This window comes from Solirhodobacter olei (assembly GCF_004010155.1).
Taxonomy (GTDB): Bacteria; Pseudomonadota; Alphaproteobacteria; order Rhodobacterales; family Rhodobacteraceae; genus Solirhodobacter; species Solirhodobacter olei.
Genome location: NZ_RRYH01000010.1, coordinates 90,873 through 109,963 on the forward strand (window position 1 = coordinate 90,873; position 19,091 = coordinate 109,963).

Genomic DNA, 19,091 nt, shown 5'->3' on the forward strand with positions numbered 1-19,091 from the left:
TCCTCAGGATCCTTTCATGGGCATATGGGACATTCGCGGGCCGGGGCAACAGAACTCTCGCCAGCGTGCTTGCGCTGGCGCTTCTGGCGCTTCCTGCCGCCGCCGCGCCGCAGAAGCTCATCGCCTTCGGCGACAGCCTGACACAGGGCCATGGCCTCGCCCCCGATCAGGGGTTCACCGCGCAGCTGCAGGACTGGCTCAGGGCGCACGGCCATGACGTGACCGTGGAAAACGCCGGCGTCTCCGGCGACACCTCGGCCGGCGGCGCCTCGCGCATCGCCTGGACCCTCGCGGGCGGCGGCGATGCCATCATCGTGGAGCTTGGCGGCAACGACATGCTGCGCGGCATCGACCCGGCCACGACGAAGGCCAACCTGAACACGATCCTCAAGGCTGTAGCGGCAAAGGGTCTGCCGGTCATGCTCATCGGCATCCCCGCGCCGCCGAACTACGGCGCCGGCTACCAGAGCGCCTTCGACGCGATCTACCCCACGCTCGCCGCCCGCTACCACGCGACGCTTGTGCCCGATTTCTTCGCCCCCCTCCTCGGCACCGGGGAAACCCGCACCCAGGCGATGGAGGCCTTCATGCAACCCGACGGCATCCACCCCAATGCCGCCGGGGTGAAGCGCATCGTCGCCTCCCTCGGCCCGAAGGTCGTGGCGCTGCTCGCCCGTGCCGCCGCGCCCGGAACCAACTGAGCCCGCTTGCGCCCCCCGGGCCGCCATGGAAAGCTCCGCCCGCGAGGGAGGGAGTGACCATGGATCTGATCGCGGAACTGAAGGCGCTGCTGGGCGATGGCCAGGTCCTCACCGGCAAGGAGGTGGCCGACCGCGGCCAGGACCACGACGCCACCGGCAAGCGCCGCTGGGCACCGCTCGCCGTCGCCCGCCCGGCCGATACCGCGGGCGTGGCAGAGGTGATGAAGCGCGCCAGCCGCGCCGGCGTGCCCGTCGTGCCGGTCTGCGGCAACACAGGCCTCGCGGGCGGCACCCTGGCCGAGGGCGCGCTGATGCTCTCGCTCGAGCGGCTGAACAGGATCCGCGAGATCCGGCCCGAGGCCCGCGTCGCCGTGGTGGAGGCCGGGGTGATCCTCTCGCGCCTGCATGACGCGGCGGATGCAAAGGGTCTGTACTTCCCGCTCTGGTTCGGCGCGCGCGGCTCGGCGATGATCGGCGGCGCGCTTTCCACCAACGCCGGCGGTTCCAACGTACTGCGCTACGGCAATACCCGCGCGCTCTGCCTCGGGCTGGAGGTGGTGCTGGCCGACGGCCGGGTGATGAATCTGATGGGCGCGCTGCACAAGGACAACTCCGGCTACGACCTGAAGGACCTCGTCATCGGCGCCGAAGGCACGCTGGGCATCATCACCGCCGCCACGCTGAAGCTCGTCCCGAAACCGGCGGCCCATGCCACGGCGATGGTCGCAGCCCCCTCGCTGCCCGCCGCGCTGGACCTCCTGAACCGCTTGCAGAGCGCCTCCGGCGGCGCGGTCGAGGCTTTCGAGTACATGCCCCGCAGCTACATGGAGCGTTACCGGATCTGCCACCCGGACGAACGCCCGCCCTTCGAGACCACGCATGACGTGACCCTCCTGGTCGAACTTGGCGCAACCGCCCCGCGCGACGCGACGCCCGGCCCCGACGGCCAGCCCCCGGTGGTGACCCTGCTGGAGGAGACGCTGGCAGCGATGATGGAGGAAGGCCTCGTCCTCGACGCGCTGGTCGCCCGTTCCGAGGCGCAGCGGATGGAAATGTGGGCCCGGCGAGAGGCCGCGGCAGAAATCACCTTCTCCCGCCAGCCGCTGGTCGACAACGACATCGCCGTGCCGCTCGACCGGGTGGAAAGCTTCGTCACCCGTATGGCCGAGCGCCTGCCCCGGATCGACCCGGGGGCGGAGGAGATCACCGTTGCCCATCTGGGCGACGGCAACCTGCATTACACCGTCTGGCCGACCGCGGCCGACCCCGCCCTGCATGACCGGATCCGCGAGGGGGTGGAGGATGTCGTGGCAGAGCTCGGCGGCAGCTTCTCGGCCGAACACGGCGTCGGCGTCTCGAAACTGCCGACGATGTCGCGGCGGAAGGACCCCGTTGCGCTTGCCGTGATGCGCTCGATCAAGCAGGCGCTCGACCCGCAGGGCCTGCTGAACCCCGGCAAGGTCATCCCCGGAGGAGGCGCGGCTTAGACCTCGGTCCAGACCCCGCCGGCCTTTGAAGACCGCACCGCCGCCTCGATGAAACGCATGCCGTCCAGCCCGTCCCGCACGGTGGGATAGACGACATCCGCCGGCACCGGCTCCCCCGCGCGCGCCGCCAGGATCGCCGACGCCGCCTCGGAGTAGATATTGCCAAAGCCTTCCAGGTAGCCCTCCGGATGCCCTGCCGGCACCCGCGTCAGCCGCGCCGCCTCCGGCCCCGATCCGGCCCCGCCGCGGGTGATCCGCCGCGCCGGCTCCCCGAAGGGGCTGTAGGTCAGGACGTTCGGATCCTCCTGGTGCCAGTCGAGCCCGCCCTTGGTGCCGTAGACCCGCAGCCTTAGCCCGTTCTCGTTCCCCGGCGCGACCTGGCTCGCCCAGAGCATCCCCTTCGCCCCGCCCTCGTAGCGGATCAGGATCTGCACGTCGTCGTCGAGCTTCCGCCCCTGAACGAAACTTGTCAGCTCGGCACAGAGCTGCCTTGGTCTCAGGCCGGAAACGAAGCTCGCAAGGTTCATCGCATGGGTGCCGATGTCCCCGATCGCCCCGCCTGCGCCAGAGCGTGCCGGATCGGTCCGCCATTCGGCCTGCTTCGATCCCTCCGCCTCGGCCCGCTCAGTCAGCCAGTCCTGCGGATATTCCGCCTGCACCAGCCGGATCTCGCCCAGCACCCCGTCGCGCACCATCGCGCGCGCCTGCCGGATCATCGGATAGCCGGTGTAGTTATGCGTCAGCACGAAAAGCTTGCCGCTGGTCTCGACCAGCTCCACCAGCCCCTCCGCCTCGGCGACCGAAAGTGTCATCGGCTTGTCGCAGATCACGTGGATCCCGGCGTTCAGGAAGGCCGCCGCCGCTGCCGCGTGGACGTGGTTCGGCGTGACGATCGCCACCGCCTCGATCCCGTCCTCGCGCGCGGCCTCCGCCGCGGCCATCTCGGCGAAGCTGGCATAGGCGCGCTCCGGCGCCAGGCCTAGCTCTGCCGCCGAGGCGCGCGCGCGCTCCGGCGTGGAGGAGAGCGCGCCGGCCACCAGATCGTACCGCCCGTCGATCCTCGCGGCGAGGCGGTGGACGGCGCCGATGAAGGCGCCCTGCCCGCCACCGACCATGCCCAGGCGGATGCGATTGGAGTGCGCGGATCCTGTCATGTTTCCCTCCGGATCAGTCGAGGCCGAGGATTCGGCGGTTGGCGCTTTCATCCGTACCCGATCCAGCGAAATCGTCGAAGGCATGCTCGGTCACCCGGATGATATGGGCGGCGATGAATTCCGCCCCCTCCCTTGCGCCGTCCTCGGGGTGTTTCAGCGCGCATTCCCATTCCAGCACCGCCCAGCCGTCGAAATCATGCGCCGTCAGCTGCGAGAAGATGCGCTTGAAATCCACCTGCCCGTCGCCAAGCGAGCGGAACCGCCCGGCCCGGTCCACCCAGCTCTGGTAGCCGCCATAGACGCCCTGCCGGCCCGAGGGGACGAACTCGGCATCCTTCACGTGGAAGGCGCGGATCCGCTCGTGGTAGATCTCGATGTAATCGAGGTAGTCGAGCTGCTGCAGCACGAAATGCGAGGGATCGTAAAGCAGGTTCGCCCGCGCATGGTTGCCCACGCGGTCAAGGAACATCTCGTAGCTTGCCCCGTCGTGCAGGTCCTCGCCGGGGTGGATCTCGTAGCAGAGATCGACGCCGTTCTCCTCGCAGGTATCGAGGATCGGGCGCCAGCGGCGGGCCAACTCGTCAAAGGCGGTCTCGACCAGCCCCGCGGGCCGCTGCGGGAACGGGTAGAGAAACGGCCAGGCCAAAGCGCCCGAGAAGGTCGGAAGCGCCGAAAGGCCCATCCGGCGCGAGGCGCGCGCCGCCCGGCTCACCTGGTCCACCGCCCATTCCTGCCGCGCCTTCGGATTGCCATGCAGCCGCTTCGGCGCAAAGCCGTCCAGAAGCTCGTCATAGACCGGATGCGCCGCCACGAGCTGGCCCTGCAGGTGGGTCGAAAGCTCGGTCACGGCCAGCCCATGCTTTGCCGCTGTCCCGGTGATCTCGTCGCAGTAATCCTGCGAGTCGGAGGCCTTCTCGAGGTCGATGAACCGGCTGTCCCAGCTCGGGATCTGCACGCCCTTGTAGCCGAGCCCCGCGGCCCAGCCGCAGATCCCGTCAAGGGTGTCGAACGGCGCCGCATCGCCCGCGAACTGGGCAAGGAAGATGGCGGGGCCCTTGATCGTTTTCATGCAAATTCTCCATCGGTATCAGGTTGACGGGCGCGGCCGGGACCGGACCCGCGCGTCTCAGGCGACCGGCCGCAACAGGGCCGAGGCCGCCTCGATCCCCAGCGCTTCGGGCCGGGTGCAGGTGGTGGTCAGGTCGATGAACCGCCCCTCTTCGCCGGACCTGAGGATCGAGGTCATGATGTCGACACCGTGCAGCGCCCGGTCGATCGAACAGCGCGCCTCGCGCCCTTCGATCAGGGCCAGCACCATGTCTGCAAGGCCCGCGGTGCGGTAGTTCGCCATCATGCCCTGCTTGTGCTGCTGGTTCGGAATGCCAAGCGGGTGGCTCCAGTCGGGCAGCGCCCCGATCGGCCCGTCGCGGCGGCTCATCTCCACCTTGCCGCCGAAGAAGTTCGGATCCGGCAGGAAAAGCGATCCTTCCGTGCCGTAAAGCTCCATCGGCACGTGGCGGTGGGCCCAGACGTCCCAGCTCGCCGACAGCGTGACGCTCGCGCCCTGCTCGAACTCCAGCAGCGCCTGGATCGTCGTCGGCGTCTCGACCGGGATCACCTCGCCCTTGCGCGGCTCGGACAGGATCGTCCGCGTCGGCGTCGCCATGGAGGTCAGCGCGCCCACCCGCTTCACCGGCCCGATCAGGTTGATCAGCCCGGCAATGTAATAGGGCCCCAGGTCGAGGATCGGCCCTGCCCCCGGCTGGAAGAAGAAATCCGGGTTCGGGTGCCAGTGCTCCATCCCGTGGCTCATCACATGCGCGGTGCCGGCGGTGATCGTGCCGATATCGCCCGCATCCACCACGGCCCGCGCATGCTGCCAGGCGCCGCCAAGGAAGGTGTCGGGCGCGCTCCCGACCGAAAGCCCCTTCGACTTCGCCAGATCCCGCAGCGCCTTGCCGTCCTCCAGCGAGATCACCAGCGGCTTCTCGGTATAGACGTGCTTGCCCGCCTCCAGCGCCGCCTTGGTCACGCCGTAATGCGCCGCCGGGACGGTCAGGTTGATCACCACGTCCACTGCCGGGTTGGCGAGCAGTTCCTCGACACTCTGCGCCGTCACGCCGTATTCGGCCGCCCGCGCCTCGGCGGCAGCAGCCGAGATATCGGCACATGCGACCAGGTTCAGGCCCTTAAACAGCGGCGCGAAGGTGAAATAGGTGGTCGAGATATTGCCGCAGCCGACGATCCCGACGCCAAGTTCCTTGCTCATGATGATCCTCAGTACTTGCTGGCAGCAGCGATCGAGGCGCGCGCGAAGCGGCCGTCATCGCTGGGCTTGTCGTGTTCCATGACGAAATGCTTCGCGGGCGTCGCCCGCAGCGCTTTCATCAGATCCGGCCAGGGCAGCACGCCGGTGCCGACATCGGCCCAGCCGTCCTCATCCGCCTTCTCGCCCGCGGGAGCGATGTCCTTGACATGGACGGCGGTGATCCGCGGCCCGAAGCGCTCGATGAAGGCGAAGGGATCTGCCCCGCCGCGCGCGACCCAGGCGATGTCCGCCTCCCAGGACAGGTCGGGCGCCGCCTCGAACATGTGCTCGATCGGCAGCGACCCGTCGGCAAGCGGCTTGAATTCGAAATCATGGTTGTGCCAGCCGAAGGCGAGCCCCGCGTCGAGAAGCGGCCTCCCCGCCTCGTGAACCCGGCGGCCGAAGGCCGCCCAGCCCGCCGCGTCTGCTGGCCGATCCGCCGGCATCAGGAAGGGCGCGTAGACCGCGCTTACACCCAGCGCCTTGGCGATGGCGATGGTGCGGACCGGATCGGTCTCGATCAGGTCGAGCCCGAAATGCCCCGTCGGCATCGAAAGGCCAAGGGCGTCGAGATCGGCCCGCAGGCGGGCAAGGTCGTCGGCGCCAAGCCTGTCGTAAAGCGCGCCGAAGCCCTCCACGCCGGCATAGCCGGCCGCCGCCAGCATCTTCAGGGTCTCCGGCAGCGGCCCGTGGTTGCGCGAGCAGTAAAGCTGGTAGTTAAACGCGGTCATCTTCCTATCCTTGGTCTGGCGCCCCTCCAGGGCGCTTCGGTTGGTCGGTCGGCCCCCGCCCGCCCCGGGCGCGGGCCCGGGTGTCAGAGACGGTGCTGCCCGTCTGCGTCGAACAGCGAGGCGCGTGTCATGTCGAAGGCCAGCGGCACCCGGTCCCCGGGGTGGTAGCGCTTGCCGGAGGAGCAGCGCACCGACATCTGGCCCTCGCCGAGCGCCAGCCAGACGAGGCTGTCGGCACCCATCGGCTCCTCCAGCTCGACCCGGCCCTCCACCGCGCCCGGCCGCCCGGCCGCCGCCTCGGCAAAGGGCACATGCTCGGGGCGCACCCCGAGGATCACCTTCTGTCCCGCGGCCAGCGGGCCGGAGGTCTCGTAGCCATCGACCGGAACCTCCAGCCCCTGCCCCTTGAAGGCAAGGCCGCCACCGGCCTCGACCAGCGCGCCGTGGAAGAAGTTCATCGCGGGCGAGCCGATGAAGCCCGCCACGAACAGGTTCTTCGGCCGGTTGTAGATGGTCAGCGGATCGTCGAGCTGCTGGATCGCGCCGCCCTGCATCACCGCGATCCGGTCGGCGAGCGTCAGCGCCTCGATCTGGTCGTGGGTGACATAGACCATGGTGTTCTCGAGCCGCTGGTGAAGCCGCTTGATCTCCACCCGCAGATCCACCCGCAGCTTCGCGTCGAGGTTCGAAAGCGGCTCGTCGAACAGATAAACCTGCGCATCCCTGACCAGCGCCCGGCCGATGGCCACCCGCTGCCGCTGCCCGCCGGACAGGTGCGAGGGCTTGCGCTTCAGAAGCGGCTCGATCTGCAGGATCTCCGCCGCCCGCGCCACGCGCTTGGCGATGTCGTCCTTCGGATGGCCCGAGACGCGCAGCCCGAAGCTCAGGTTCCGCTCCACCGACATCTGCGGATAAAGCGCGTAGGACTGGAACACCATGCCGATGCCGCGGTCCTTCGGCTCCGCCCAGGTCACGTTCTTGCCCGAGATCCAGACCTCGCCGTCGGAGACGTCGATCAGCCCGGCGATGGCGTTCAGAAGCGTGGACTTGCCGCAGCCCGAGGGGCCAAGCAGGACAAGGAACTCCCCGGGCTGGATGTCGAGCTGCAGATCGCGCATGACGTCCAGCGCGCCGTAGCTGATGCGAAGGTCACGGATGCTGACGGAAGGTTCCATGGGCCTATCCTTTCACGGCGCCGGCGGCGATGCCGCGGACGAACCAGCGGCCAGAGACGAAGTAGACGATCAGCGGAACCATGGCCGTGAGGATCGTGGCGGCCATGTTCACGTCGTAGGCCTTCGTGCCGGTCGTGGTGTTGACGATGTTGTTCAGCTCGACGGTCATCGGCAGGTTGTCCCGGCCGGCGAAGATCAGCCCGAACAGGAAGTCGTTCCAGATCCCCGTCACCTGCAGGATCGCGGCGACGACGAGGATCGGCCCCGACATCGGGATCATCAGCCGGAAGAAGATGGTCCAGAACCCGCCCCCGTCGACCCGCGCCGCCTTGAAGAGGTCGATCGGCACCGCAACGTAGTAGTTGCGGAACAGCAGCGTCATCACCGGCAGCCCGAAGATGGTATGGACCGCGATGATCCCCGGCAGGGTGTTGTAAAGCCCGACCTGCGAAAGCATCCGCACCAGCGGGTAGAGGTACACCTGGTAGGGGATGAACGCGCCCAGAAGGAGGATGGCGAAGATCACGTTGCCCCCCTTCGGCCGCCAGAAGCTCAGCGCGTAGCCGTTGATCGCGCCCAGCAGGATCGACACGAAGGTGGACGGGATCATGATCTTGAAGGAGTTGATGACGCCGACCCGGATCCCGTCGCAGTTGACCCCGGTGCAAGCCTTGGCCCAGGCGATCACCCAGGGCTCGAAGGTGGGCTTTTCCGGCAGGGCGAAGATATTGCCCTTCAGGATCTCCGGCATACCCTTCAGCGAGGTCACGACCATCACGTAGAAGGGCAGCAGGAAGAAGGCCGCGGCGATCACGAGGAAGGCATAGATGCCGATCCGGCTCGACGTCAGGCGCTTCGGCTTCGGGCCACGGGCGTTTTCCTGATGGCTCATTGCGCGCCCCTCCCCTTGCGGAAGTACTGGCTGTAGAGCCAGGGTCCGAGCACGACGAGCACCGCCACGAACATGACCGAGGCCGCCGCGGTGGCCAGCGCGATGTTCTGGCGGTTGAAGAGATAGTCGATGACGAATTTCGCCGGCACCTCGGTCGAGATCCCGGGCCCGCCGCCCGTCATCGCCACCACCAGGTCGTAGAGCTTCACCACCGCGATGGCGAGAAGCACTATCGCGGTCACGAACATGCTCGACAGCATCGGGATGACGATCGAAAGGTAGACGCGCCAGGCCGGGATCCCGTCGACCCGCGCGGCCTTCCAGATGTCCTCGTCGACGCCCCTGAGGCCGGCGAGCAGAATCGCCATGACAAGCCCCGCCGCCTGCCAGACCCCGGCGATCACCAGAAGGTAGATCGCCCGGTCCCCGCGCGACAGCCAGTTGAAGGTGAAGGAGGTCCAGCCCCAGTTCTCCACCGCCCGCTGGATGCCGAGCGTCGGGTTCATGATCCAGGCCCAGACCAGGCCGGTGACGATGAAGGACATCGCGTAGGGGTAAAGGAAGATGGTGCGGAACCAGCTCTCCCCCTTGATCCGCTGGTCGAGGAAGACTGCCAGCAGGAAACCCAGCACAAGGCAGCCGACGATGAACAGCACGCCGAAGATCGCGAGGTTCTCGACCGAGATCGACCAGCGCTGGCTGTGGAACAGACGGTCGTATTGCTTCCAGCCGACGAAGTCGTAGCGCGGCAGGATGCCGGAATTGGTGAACGAGATGCGGATCGTCCAGACGATCGTGCCGATATAGGCGAAGATGACGATCGCCCATGTCGGGATCAGCGCGACCTGCGGGGTCAGATTGCGCAAGCGAAGGGGCTTCACGGGCGTCCTCCTGCTCGTGGGACCGGATGAAAGGGTGCGCGGGACCAGCCCGGGCGCCCCTTTCGGGGGCGCTCGGGTCGGGGGCCGGGGCGTCCGGGCAGGCGGGGAGAGATGCCCGCCCGGGCCCCGGACCGGCCTCAGCCGCCGATGATGCTCGCGAACTTGTCGGCGAACTGCTGCGGCGTCTGGCTCTTGTCGGTGAAGAACGAGGCCACGAGGTCGGTGATCGAACCGGTCACGTCCGGCGAGATCAGGATATCCGAGCTCGGCACGTAATCCCCCTTCTGCAGAAGCGCGATCCCCTGCTGCGCGCAGGCGTCCATGCCCGCGGTCGACACGTCGGTACGCACCGGCACGGAGCCCTTCTTGTCGTTGAAGGCAACCTGAACCTTCGGCTCCAGCATCACCTTGGCCAGCAGGTCCTGCGCCGACTGCTCGGCCTTGCTCTTCACCTTCGGGAAGACGAAGACGTCGCCGCCGATCCAGTAGACGTGATGGCCAAGCCCGGCGATGCAGCCGACATCCTTGCCCGGCACCTTGCCGTCATGGGTGATCTCGCCCTTGGCCCAGTCGCCCATGAAGTTGAAGCCGGCCTTGTTGTTGATCACCAGCGCGATCGCCTGGTTCCACTGCCGACCCTGCATGCCGTTGTCGACGTAATTGCGCAGCTTGCCGAAGGTCTCGGCCACCTTAAGGAACTCCGGCGACTTCACCGCGGCCACGTCGCGGTCCTTGATCACCTTCAGGTAAAGGTCCTTGCCGCCCTCGCCGACCAGCACGTTGAAGAAGGTCAGAACCTGGGTCCAGGCGTCACCGGACTGCGCCAGCGGGATCAGCCCCTGCTTCTTCAGCGCGTCCATGTCGGTGAACAGGTCGTCCCAGGTCTTCGGCGGCTCCACCCCGGCCTTCTTCAGCGCCTCGTTGGAGTACCACAGCCAGGTATTCGAATGGATGTTCACCGGCACCGCGTACATGTGGCCGTTGCGGGTCACCGCGCTCAGCACGACCGGGTTGATAACCTTCTTCCAGCCGTATTTCGCGGCCAGCGGGTCGAGGTTGCGCAAGAGCCCGTTGGAGACTAACTCGTCGAACTGCTTTCCGGTGTTGAACTGCATCGCGGTCGGCGGGTTACCCCCGATGATGCGGTTGATGCCGTCGGTGCGGGCCGCGTCGCCGCCGCCCCCGGCCACCGCCGCGTCGACCCACTTGCCGCCCTGGGCGTCGAAGGCCTTCTCGAATTGCATGACGGCGGCATGCTCGCCGCCCGACGTCCACCAATGGATCACTTCCGCCTTCTTCGCGGCGCTCGCCGGGCCCGCAGCCGCAGCGGCGAGCACAATGCCGGCGATGCCGGCAACACGCCGGCCTGCAAGAGATTTCATGTAATCCTCCCTGAGTTTTTGGTAGTCCCTCGATTGCCTCCTCACTTGCAATCGATTGCAGAAGTTATAGCCTCAGAAGCAATCGATTGCAACCTTTTCGTGTCCTGCCCTATACCGGCTCGTCCCCGCGACCGGGGCTTCCCGGCCGGGGCAGGCGGCGATAGGAACGGCCGGACGGCCGGAAAGGCGAGTGACATGAAGGACAAGGCGGCAAAGCCGGGCGGCCGGGCGGCACCGGCACAAAAGCGCCCCGCGCATCGCCTGACCATGGCCGACGTGGCCCGCCGCGCGGGCGTGTCGACGGCCACGGTCTCGCGCGCGCTGACCCGTCCCGACCAGGTCAACGAAAAGACCCGCGACCTCGTCCGCGGCATCGCCGAGGAACTCGGCTTCCGCCCCAACCTGATCGGCCGCCAGCTCCGCGTCCGGGCGGCGACCTCGCTCCTTATCCTCGTGCAGGACCTCGACAATCCGTTCTATGCCGAGCTGATCAAGGGCGCCGAGGCCGTGGCCCGCGCAAACCATCTGTCAGTGATGGTCGGCGGCACCGACGGCCTGGAAGAGGTCGAGCAGCTCTATTCCGAACAGTTCCTCGGCCGCCGCGTCGACGGGCTGGTGATTCTCTTCGGCCACCTGCCCGCCGGGATCTCGCCCAAGATGGCCGAGCACAGCCCGATCGTTCTGGTGTCGGAGGACAACCCCGCCCTGAACCTCTCCTCGGTCCTCGTCGACAACGTCGGCTGGGCAGAGCGGGCCATGGGCTACCTGATGGAGCGCGGCCACCGCCGCATTGCCCATATCACCGGGCCTCTGGCGCGAATCATCAGCCGCCAGCGGCAGGAGGGCTACTGGAACGCCCTCGCCAAGGCGGGCCTGCCGCAGGATCCGGCGCTGGAGGCGCTCGGCGATTTCAGCTTCGAGCGGGGCCGCGCCGCCGCGCGCGAACTGCTCTCGCTGCCCGACCGCCCCACCGCGATCTTCTGCGCCAATGACGAGGCCGCCGTCGGCGCCATCCTCGGCGCGGCCGATCTCGGGCTATCGGTGCCGAGCGATGTCTCCCTCATCGGCTTCGATGACATCATGCTGGCCCAGATCTCGCAGCCGCCGCTCACCACCATCCGCCAGCCGCGCCAGCAGATGGGGGCCGCCGCGGCCCAGCTCCTGATCGACATGATCGAGCATGGGCCGGGCAAGCGCGCGCACAAACAACTGGATTGCGAACTGATCGAGCGGAGCTCGGTGCGCTCGATCTGAAAGGCCGGCTCAGCCCAGGAACCCCTCCGGCGCCCGCGCCAGCAGCCGCGCCGCCAGGTCCCGGCCCAGCGCCTCGGCATCCGCCAGAGGCGCCCGGCCCTCGTCGGCGATCCGTTCCGACCCGTCCGGCCGCAGGATCTCGCCCCTGAGCCAGATCTCGCCATCCTCGATCAGCGCGAGCCCGGCGATCGGCGTCTCGCAAGAGCCGTCGAGCCGCGCGAGAAAGGCCCGCTCCGCCGCCAGCCGCAGCGTCGTCGGCGCGTCGTTGATCGCGGCCAGAAGCGCCGCCGTCTCGCTGTCGTCGGCGCGGCGTTCCACTCCGATCGCGCCCTGCGCCACCGCCGGAAGCATCTCCTCCGGCGCGATGGCGGCGCGGGCGACATGGTCGAGCCCCAGACGGTTCAGCCCGGCCATCGCGAGGAAGGTCGCCGCCGCCACCCCTTCGTCCAGCTTCTTCATCCGGGTCTGCAGGTTGCCGCGGAACTCCACCACCTGCAGGTCCGGCCGCGCCAGCTTCAGCTGCGCCCGCCGCCGCAGGCTGGAGGTGCCGACCACGGCCCCTTCCGGCAGATCCGCCAGCCGCTCCGCCACCGGCGAGACGAAGGCATCCCGCACATCTTCGCGCGGCAGGAAGCAGTCCAGCGCCAGCCCCTCGGGCTGCAGCGTCGGCATGTCCTTCATCGAATGCACCGCGATGTCGATCGCGCCGGAGGCCAGCGCCTCCTCGATCTCCCTGGTGAACAGGCCCTTGCCGCCGAGTTCGCGAAGCGAGCGGTCCTGCACCCGGTCGCCAGTGGTGCGGATGATGACGATCTCGAAGGCATCCTCCGACATCCCATGCGTCACCCGCAGCCGCTCGCGCGTCTCGTTGGCCTGGGCCAGCGCCAGCGGCGAGCCGCGGGTGCCGATGCGGAGCGGGATCTTGCGCAAGGGTATCATGGCCCAGCCATAGGCGGAGCCGCGGGCCGTTTCAATGCCCCGTCACTCGGTCAGAAGCGGCCAGAGCGAAGCCAGCAGCAGAAGCGCCATGGCGATGTTGAAAAGCCGCAGGTGCCACTCCGCCTTCAGAAAGCGCGAGACGGTCCGCCCGGCCAGCACCCAGGTCCCGGCAGAGCAGAGGCCGAAGGCCATGAACACCGCCGCCGCCAGCCCGACACCGGCCAGCCCCGGCACCGGCAGGTAGGCCGAGGTCGCCACGGTCGCCATCGCCCAGGCCTTCGGGTTCACCCACTGGAAGCCGACCGCGTCGACGAAGCGCAGCGGCCGCTGCCCGGCCTCCGCCCCCTTCGGCGCGCCGGCATTGGCGATCTTCCACGCCAGCCACAGCATGAAGACCACCGCCAGCGCCTTCAGCACCAGGTGCAGGATCGGAAGGATCTCGAACACCTGCGCCAGCCCGGCCCCGATGGCCGCCAGCATCAGCGGAAAGCCCATCGCGACGCCCAGCATATGCGGCAGCGTGCGGCGGAAGCCGAAATTCAGGCCCGAGGCCATGAGCATCAGGTTGTTCGGCCCCGGCGTGAACAGCGTCACGACGGCAAAGCCGAAAAGCGCGGTAAGCAGGTTCATGTTCATGGACGCAAGATTATGCGGATACGGCAACAATCGGCTTGCCATATGCGGCGATTCACTGCGAAATTCGCAATCCATGACCGATATTGACGCCACCAACGCCCGGATCTTGCGCGAGCTTTCGCGCAATGGCCGCCTGCCCAACCAGGACCTCGCCGAGCGCGTCGGCCTCTCCCCCTCCGCCTGCCTCCGCCGGGTGCAGGAGCTGGAACGGCGCGGCATCATCAAGGGCTACCGCGCGGTGATCGACCCGGGCGCGCTCGGCGGCGGCTTCACCGCCTATGTCGCGGTGGGCCTGTCCGAGCACACCAAGGCGGCGCAGAAGGCGTTCGAGCGGGCGATGGCCCTCTCCCCCCATGTCCGGGAATGCCACAACATCACTGGCACGATCGAATACCTGCTGCGCGTGGAGGTGCCCGACATCGCCGCCTACAAGCATTTCCATGCCGAGACGCTGGGCACCCTTCCGCAGGTCACCTCGATCACCACCTATGTCGTGATGGATTCGCCCAAGGACGAGCGCGCCTGACCGGTCACGCCCATTCCACCGTCAGCTCCGGCCAAAGCGCGTGGCACCGCCGCGCCTTGGCGTCATGGCTCGGCCCGTTCGGCAGCAGCCGGTTGGGGCGCAGGTACATCGCGAAGATATCGCGCAGGCCATAGGGCGCGGCGATCTCCACCCGCCCGTCCGCGTCCAGCCGCGCCGCCACCGCATGGGTGGTGGAGGCATAGCGCTCCGGCGCCTGAAGCGAAGAGGCGAGCGGCGGCACCTTGAAGCCGAACCGATCCTCGAACCACAGATGCACCCGGGCCTGGTTGCGCAGCTCCAGCTCCAGCCCAAGGTCCGCGCCAAGCGCCGCCGCGCGGCGGATCACCCGGTCCTCCGCCTCCCAGCTCAGGTCCGCGTCGTCGAAATAGATCAGGTCGTAATCCTTCACCCCATGGCCCGGCGGCCGCCCGGTGATCGCGTTCCAGACATTCTGGTAGATCGCCCCGGAGACGAGCCAGCCGTCCGGCAGCTCCAGGTCCCGCAGAAGCCGCAGCACCGGCATCAGCTGCGGATGCCCCTCGATGAATCCGGCGAGCGCCGCCGCCTGCCGGGAAAGCGGCGCATTGGCCAGCGCTCTGAGATCCTCTGCCATCGCCCCTCCCCCTTGCGCAGGACCAGAGCCTATCCGCCCCGGGCGCCGGCGTGAATCCCCGCCTTGACTTGCGCGCGCCCCGACCCCAGCCTGCGTCGTCCTCCGGGAGATCGCCATGACCCTCGCCTCGCTTCTCATCTTCGCCTCGACGCTGGCCGTGGTGGCCGCCGCCCCCGGCCCCTCCATCGCCGCCCTCGTCGCCCGCACCGTCTCGCGCGGCCCGCGCGAGGTGCTGCCCTTCGTCGCGGCGATGTGGGTGGGAGAGGCGATCTGGATCTCCTGCACCGTCTGGGGGCTGACCGCGCTGGCCCATCACTTCCAGACCGCCTTCCTGGTGCTCAAGTGGGCCGGGGCGGCCTATCTCCTCGTCCTCGCCTGGAAGATGTGGCACGCGCCGACCGAACTGGGGACCGAGGCGCTGCCCGAGCGCGCGCGGCCGCTGCGCATGTTCGCCGCCGGCCTCGCGGTGACGCTGGGCAACCCCAAGATCATGGTCTTCTACCTCGCCCTCGTGCCGACGCTGATCGACCTGTCGCATGTCGGACTCGGCGGCTGGGCGGCGCTGACGACGACGGCGGTCTCGGTGCTGGTGGCGGTCGACCTCAGCTGGCTGGCGCTGGCGACCCGGGCCCGACGCCTGCTGAGGAACCCGCGCGCGCTCAAGGTGGCGAACCGGATGAGCGCCGGGATCATGGCCGGCGCCGCCGGGCTGATCGCCGCGCGCTGAGGGCGCTGCCCCCGAAGTGCAAAAGGCCCCGCCGGAGCGGGGCCTCGAAAGCAGGGCCGGGGCGGCGCGGGTCAAGGGGCCGCGCCGCCCCGCCGGCCTTACATCGGCTCGAGGTGGGCCCCGTTCGAATCTTGCACCAGGCGCACGTGCTGGCCGACATAGAGGTTGTTGGAATTCTGGATCACGGCGACCGAGCCGCCACCGTCCAGCCGCACCGTCCACTGCCGCGACAGCTGCGGGCGGGCCATGTTGTTGGCCATCTGCTGACCCAGCAGGGCGCCGCCGATGGCACCCGCGCCGGTCATCAGCGCATTGCCCGAGCCCTTGCCGAACTGATTCCCGATCACGGCGCCAGCAAGGCCGCCCGCGATCGCGCCGCCGGCGGTGCTGTTCGCCCCGGCCACCTGGACCGTGCGCACGCCGACAATCACACCCGTTTCCGCCTGCTGCACGGCGGGCGTGCTGGAATAGCTCGGCCCCGCCATGTTGTCGCAGCCTGCCAGCCCGATCAGGCAAAGCGGCGCGATGAGCAAGAGTTTCTTCATAGATCGTACTCCTCTGACGTGCCGAAGGGCACCGATTGCGCGAATCTTGACGTTACCTGCGCAGAATGCAAATCGCGGCGTAGCGATCGGCAATCTCCTGCCATTGAGCATACTTGAGTCGGCGTGATCGCGTCACCGTCTTAGGGCCATTTCGCCACCGGCGGCAGGCTCATCAGCACCGCATTCGCGTCATGCCCCGTCGCAAGCCCGAATTTCGTGCCCCGATCGTAGACGAGGTTGTATTCGGCATAAAGCCCGCGGTGGATCAGCTGCGCCTCGCGGTCGGCCTCGTCCCAGGCCATGTCCCGCCGCCGCTTCGTCACGCCAAGGAAGGCCGGCAGGAACGCGCGGCCCACATCCTGGGTGAAGGCGAAATCCGCCTCCCAGTCGCCGGTATTGAGGTCGTCGTAAAAGATCCCGCCCACACCCCGCGCCCGGCCACGGTGGGGGACGAAGAAATACTCGTCCGCCCAGGCCTTGAAGCGGGGGTAGTACTCGGCCGAATGCATCTCGCAATGGTCCCGCAGCACACGGTGGAAGAAGGCGGTGTCATCGGCATATTCGATGCAGGGGTTCAGGTCAGACCCGCCGCCGAACCACCAGGCAGACGGCGTCCAGAACATCCGCGTGTTCATGTGGACCGCCGGCGTATGCGGGTTCTGCATATGCGCGACCAGGCTGATGCCAGAGGCCCAGAACCGCGGATCCTCCGCCATCCCCGGCACGCCCCGCGCCGCCATCGCCGTCTGCGCCGCCGCGCCCAGCCGGCCATGCACGGTGGAGACGTTGACGCCGATCTTCTCGAACACCCGCCCGCCGCGCATCACGCTCATCAGCCCGCCCCCGGCATCCGATCCGTCGTCAGAGGCGCGGCGGGTTTCGGTCACCTCGAACCGGCCCGCGGGCAGGCCGGCGAAGGGCCCGCTGGCCTGGCTCTCCTCCAGCCCCTCGAAGGCGGCCACGATCTCGTCCCTGAGCGCCCGGAACCAGTCCGAGGCCCGCGCCTTCCGCTCGTCGAATTCCTCCGCCATTCCGGCCCCTTCGCTTTCGTCCGGCGGCATCCTCCCGCCGCCGGCGACAGGCCGCAAGGCCCGAATTCACTTGGCGGCCGCCCCGCGCCGGGCGAGAATGCAGGCATATCCGGAGGATCCCATGCGCCGCCTCGCTCTGCTGCTGCCCGTTCTCGCGCTTGCCGCCTGCGCCACCCCGCGCGAGCGCTGCATCGCCGACGCCACCCACGACCTGACCGTGGTCAACCAACTGATCGCGCAGCTTGAGGGCGACCTCGACCGCGGCTACGCGCTGAAGGAACACCAGACCATCGTGCCGCTGTGGCGGCCCTGCTTCCCGCCGCCGCGCCGCGGTTTCCACGGCCGCGACGGCTGGCACGACGAACCCGGCCCGACCATGTGCTGGCAGGACACGGTGCAGACCACCACCCATCCCGTCGCCATCGACCTCGCGCAGACCAAAAGGACCCTCGCGGGCCTCAAGGCAAAACGGGCAGAGCTGAACCGCAGGGCCGGCCCGGCCATCGCCGCCTGCCAGGCCACCTATCCGGAGTAATCGGGGCCGGAACGGTCAGCGCTTCTGGGGACGCGCCGCGCGCAGCACCCGGAAGCGGGTGTCGCCGGCGACCTCCTCGACCTCGCGGAACGCCTCGCGCAGCGCCGCTTCGTAGGGCAGGTGCCGGTTCGCCACCATCCACAGCGTGCCCGAGGGCGTCAGCGCATGCGCCGCCGCGCGGATGAAGGCCAGGCCCAGCGCCGGATCGGCCGACCGCCCGTTGTGGAAGGGCGGGTTCATCACCACCGCGTCGAACGGCCCCGGCCGCCCCTGCGTCGCATCGGCCCAGGTGAAGCGCGCCCGGGGATCGGTGACATTGGCCCGGGCGCAGTCCAGCGCGTCGGCCTCCGCCTCGATCAGCTCGAGGCTCTCGACGCCCTCGCGCGCCAGCACCGCCCGGGCCAGGTATCCCCAGCCCGCGCCAAGATCGCCCACCCGGCGCGGCAGCTTCGCGGGCAAGGCGGCGGCCAGCATGGCGGAGGCCGGATCGACCCCGTCGGCCGAGAAGACGCCCGGCAGCGTCCGGAACCCTTCGGGCAATTCCAGCGGCGCGGCGGCCCAGTCGGAAAAAGCCTCGGGCCCCGGCGCGGCGACGACGGCCAGCTTGCCATGGGCCTTGGCCTCTGCCTCTCCCACCTCGGCCCGGCCGCGCAGCTCGCGCAGCATGGCGTCGACTCCGTCGGTCTTCTGCCCGTCGACGATCAGCGGGGCGCCCTTCGGCAGATGCGCGGCCGCCGCCGCGATCAGCGCCCGCGCCTCGGCCCGCGCGCGGGGCAGGCAGACCAGCGCCGCGGCATAGCTGCCCTCCGGCGCCACCGCCACGGCATAGCCGCGCACGGCGAAGCTGTCGTAATCGGGCTTGAAGCCGGTGATCACCCGGACCCGCTCGCGCCCGAGGGCGGAAAGGTCATCGGACGCCTGCGGCCGGAACACGGCCACGGGTCCCTCGGGCAGGGTAAGCGCGCCGGTGGAAAGCGCATGGGAAAGACGGGCGGAACGCATGAGCGCCTGCTACCCCGCCCGTGGCGCTGCCGCAAGCGGCATGGGCGGCGGGCGGGCCTGCGGGCCCGATTCCCTATCCCCCTATTCCTTCTCCATCGTGCATTGCAGCGGATGCTGGTGCCGGCGGGCGAAATCCATCACCTGCGCCACCTTCGTCTCCGCCACCTCGAAGGAGAAGACACCGACCACGGCGAGTCCCTTCTTGTGGACCGTCAGCATGATCTCGAACGCCTGGGCGTGGGAAAGCCCGAAGAACCGCTCCAGCACATGCACGACGAATTCCATCGGCGTGTAATCGTCGTTCAGAAGCAGCACCTTGTAGAGCGGCGGCCGCTGTGTCTTCGCCCGCGTCTTGGTCAGGACGGAAGCGTCGTCGTCGCTGCCGTCCTTGCGGGTGGACATCATGAGGTGGGATGAACTCATCCTTGCTCCGGGCTCTTGCTCTTGCGGCTCTGACTTTGGGCTGGTGCCATATTATAACCCCGACGGGTCGGCAGAAAAGGCCCGGATAGGATGAATTGCATCGAGAGTGCAGGAAATGATGCCGCGCATCGGGGCAGACGGCGGACCGG

Annotated in this window: 21 protein-coding genes; 6 read left to right on the forward strand and 15 right to left on the reverse strand. The window is 68.6% G+C overall.

What is annotated here, in order from left to right:
* The first annotated feature begins 65 nt into the window (after window positions 1–65).
* A complete protein-coding gene (locus tag EIP85_RS09000) occupies window positions 66–701 on the forward strand; it encodes an arylesterase (protein ID WP_241559935.1) in 636 nt (211 codons plus the stop codon).
* 59 nt (window positions 702–760) lie between these two features.
* Entirely contained in the window at window positions 761–2,188 is a 1,428-nt protein-coding gene (locus EIP85_RS09005; RefSeq protein WP_127901851.1) for an FAD-binding oxidoreductase, read from the forward strand.
* On the opposite strand, the gene EIP85_RS09010 is transcribed toward EIP85_RS09005, so the two are convergent.
* From EIP85_RS09010 to EIP85_RS09045, 8 genes are all read right to left on the reverse strand, one after another.
* Complete coding sequence (locus EIP85_RS09010; protein WP_206615487.1) at window positions 2,185–3,342, reverse strand: Gfo/Idh/MocA family protein; 1,158 nt, start codon at window positions 3,340–3,342, stop codon at window positions 2,185–2,187. The two genes, EIP85_RS09005 and EIP85_RS09010, sit on opposite strands and share 4 nt — an antisense overlap.
* A gap of 13 nt (window positions 3,343–3,355) precedes the next feature.
* Window positions 3,356–4,411 (reverse strand): sugar phosphate isomerase/epimerase family protein, encoded by a 1,056-nt coding sequence (locus EIP85_RS09015; RefSeq protein WP_127901853.1) that lies wholly within the window; start codon window positions 4,409–4,411, stop codon window positions 3,356–3,358.
* Window positions 4,412–4,468: 57 nt separating this feature from the next.
* Window positions 4,469–5,611, reverse strand: coding sequence for a Gfo/Idh/MocA family protein (locus EIP85_RS09020; protein WP_127901854.1), 1,143 nt, complete (start codon window positions 5,609–5,611; stop codon window positions 4,469–4,471).
* Window positions 5,612–5,619: 8 nt separating this feature from the next.
* The gene (locus EIP85_RS09025) at window positions 5,620–6,381 is read right to left on the reverse strand and encodes a sugar phosphate isomerase/epimerase family protein (RefSeq protein WP_127901855.1); all 762 of its coding nucleotides are present in this window, start codon (window positions 6,379–6,381) and stop codon (window positions 5,620–5,622) included.
* A gap of 83 nt (window positions 6,382–6,464) precedes the next feature.
* On the reverse strand, window positions 6,465–7,556 hold the full coding sequence (locus EIP85_RS09030; RefSeq protein ID WP_127901856.1) for an ABC transporter ATP-binding protein: 1,092 nt from the start codon (window positions 7,554–7,556) through the stop codon (window positions 6,465–6,467).
* A 4-nt stretch (window positions 7,557–7,560) separates the two neighbouring features.
* A complete protein-coding gene (locus EIP85_RS09035; RefSeq protein WP_127901857.1) occupies window positions 7,561–8,448 on the reverse strand; it encodes a carbohydrate ABC transporter permease in 888 nt (295 codons plus the stop codon).
* Window positions 8,445–9,329: a carbohydrate ABC transporter permease gene (locus tag EIP85_RS09040; RefSeq protein WP_127901858.1), complete on the reverse strand. Its 885-nt coding sequence runs from the start codon at window positions 9,327–9,329 to the stop codon at window positions 8,445–8,447. Before EIP85_RS09040 ends, EIP85_RS09035 begins: the two co-directional genes overlap by 4 nt.
* Window positions 9,330–9,466: 137 nt before the next feature.
* A complete protein-coding gene (locus EIP85_RS09045; RefSeq protein ID WP_127901859.1) occupies window positions 9,467–10,711 on the reverse strand; it encodes an ABC transporter substrate-binding protein in 1,245 nt (414 codons plus the stop codon).
* A gap of 195 nt (window positions 10,712–10,906) precedes the next feature.
* Between EIP85_RS09045 and EIP85_RS09050 the strand changes: the two genes are divergently transcribed.
* Complete coding sequence (locus EIP85_RS09050) at window positions 10,907–11,965, forward strand: LacI family DNA-binding transcriptional regulator (RefSeq protein ID WP_164871683.1); 1,059 nt, start codon at window positions 10,907–10,909, stop codon at window positions 11,963–11,965.
* Window positions 11,966–11,974: 9 nt separating this feature from the next.
* Here EIP85_RS09050 and hemC read toward each other — a convergent pair whose 3' ends face one another.
* Together hemC and EIP85_RS09060 are read right to left on the reverse strand one after the other, a co-directional pair.
* Window positions 11,975–12,904, reverse strand: coding sequence for a hydroxymethylbilane synthase (hemC, locus tag EIP85_RS09055; protein WP_127901861.1), 930 nt, complete (start codon window positions 12,902–12,904; stop codon window positions 11,975–11,977).
* Between the two features lie 42 nt (window positions 12,905–12,946).
* Window positions 12,947–13,540, reverse strand: coding sequence for a LysE family translocator (locus tag EIP85_RS09060; protein ID WP_127901862.1), 594 nt, complete (start codon window positions 13,538–13,540; stop codon window positions 12,947–12,949).
* A gap of 73 nt (window positions 13,541–13,613) precedes the next feature.
* Here EIP85_RS09060 and EIP85_RS09065 point away from each other — a divergent pair, with 73 nt between their 5' ends.
* Window positions 13,614–14,066, forward strand: a complete 453-nt coding sequence (locus tag EIP85_RS09065) for an Lrp/AsnC family transcriptional regulator (RefSeq protein ID WP_127901863.1) — start codon at window positions 13,614–13,616, stop codon at window positions 14,064–14,066.
* Between the two features lie 4 nt (window positions 14,067–14,070).
* Here the strand turns inward: EIP85_RS09065 and EIP85_RS09070 are convergent, their stop codons facing one another.
* A complete protein-coding gene (locus EIP85_RS09070) occupies window positions 14,071–14,679 on the reverse strand; it encodes a nucleotidyltransferase family protein (RefSeq protein ID WP_127901864.1) in 609 nt (202 codons plus the stop codon).
* A gap of 115 nt (window positions 14,680–14,794) precedes the next feature.
* Here EIP85_RS09070 and EIP85_RS09075 point away from each other — a divergent pair, with 115 nt between their 5' ends.
* The gene (locus EIP85_RS09075) at window positions 14,795–15,406 is read left to right on the forward strand and encodes a LysE family translocator (protein WP_127901865.1); all 612 of its coding nucleotides are present in this window, start codon (window positions 14,795–14,797) and stop codon (window positions 15,404–15,406) included.
* Between the two features lie 98 nt (window positions 15,407–15,504).
* On the opposite strand, the gene EIP85_RS09080 is transcribed toward EIP85_RS09075, so the two are convergent.
* Window positions 15,505–15,939: an outer membrane lipoprotein gene (locus EIP85_RS09080; protein ID WP_164871684.1), complete on the reverse strand. Its 435-nt coding sequence runs from the start codon at window positions 15,937–15,939 to the stop codon at window positions 15,505–15,507.
* 152 nt (window positions 15,940–16,091) lie between these two features.
* Window positions 16,092–16,982, reverse strand: coding sequence for an oxygen-dependent coproporphyrinogen oxidase (hemF, locus tag EIP85_RS09085; RefSeq protein WP_127901867.1), 891 nt, complete (start codon window positions 16,980–16,982; stop codon window positions 16,092–16,094).
* Between the two features lie 121 nt (window positions 16,983–17,103).
* Here hemF and EIP85_RS09090 point away from each other — a divergent pair, with 121 nt between their 5' ends.
* Window positions 17,104–17,517, forward strand: a complete 414-nt coding sequence (locus tag EIP85_RS09090) for a hypothetical protein (RefSeq protein WP_127901868.1) — start codon at window positions 17,104–17,106, stop codon at window positions 17,515–17,517.
* Window positions 17,518–17,532: 15 nt separating this feature from the next.
* On the opposite strand, the gene EIP85_RS09095 is transcribed toward EIP85_RS09090, so the two are convergent.
* Together EIP85_RS09095 and clpS are read right to left on the reverse strand one after the other, a co-directional pair.
* Entirely contained in the window at window positions 17,533–18,519 is a 987-nt protein-coding gene (locus EIP85_RS09095; protein ID WP_127901869.1) for a class I SAM-dependent methyltransferase, read from the reverse strand.
* An 81-nt stretch (window positions 18,520–18,600) separates the two neighbouring features.
* On the reverse strand, window positions 18,601–18,942 hold the full coding sequence (gene clpS, locus EIP85_RS09100; protein ID WP_127901870.1) for an ATP-dependent Clp protease adapter ClpS: 342 nt from the start codon (window positions 18,940–18,942) through the stop codon (window positions 18,601–18,603).
* Window positions 18,943–19,091: the final 149 nt, after the last annotated feature.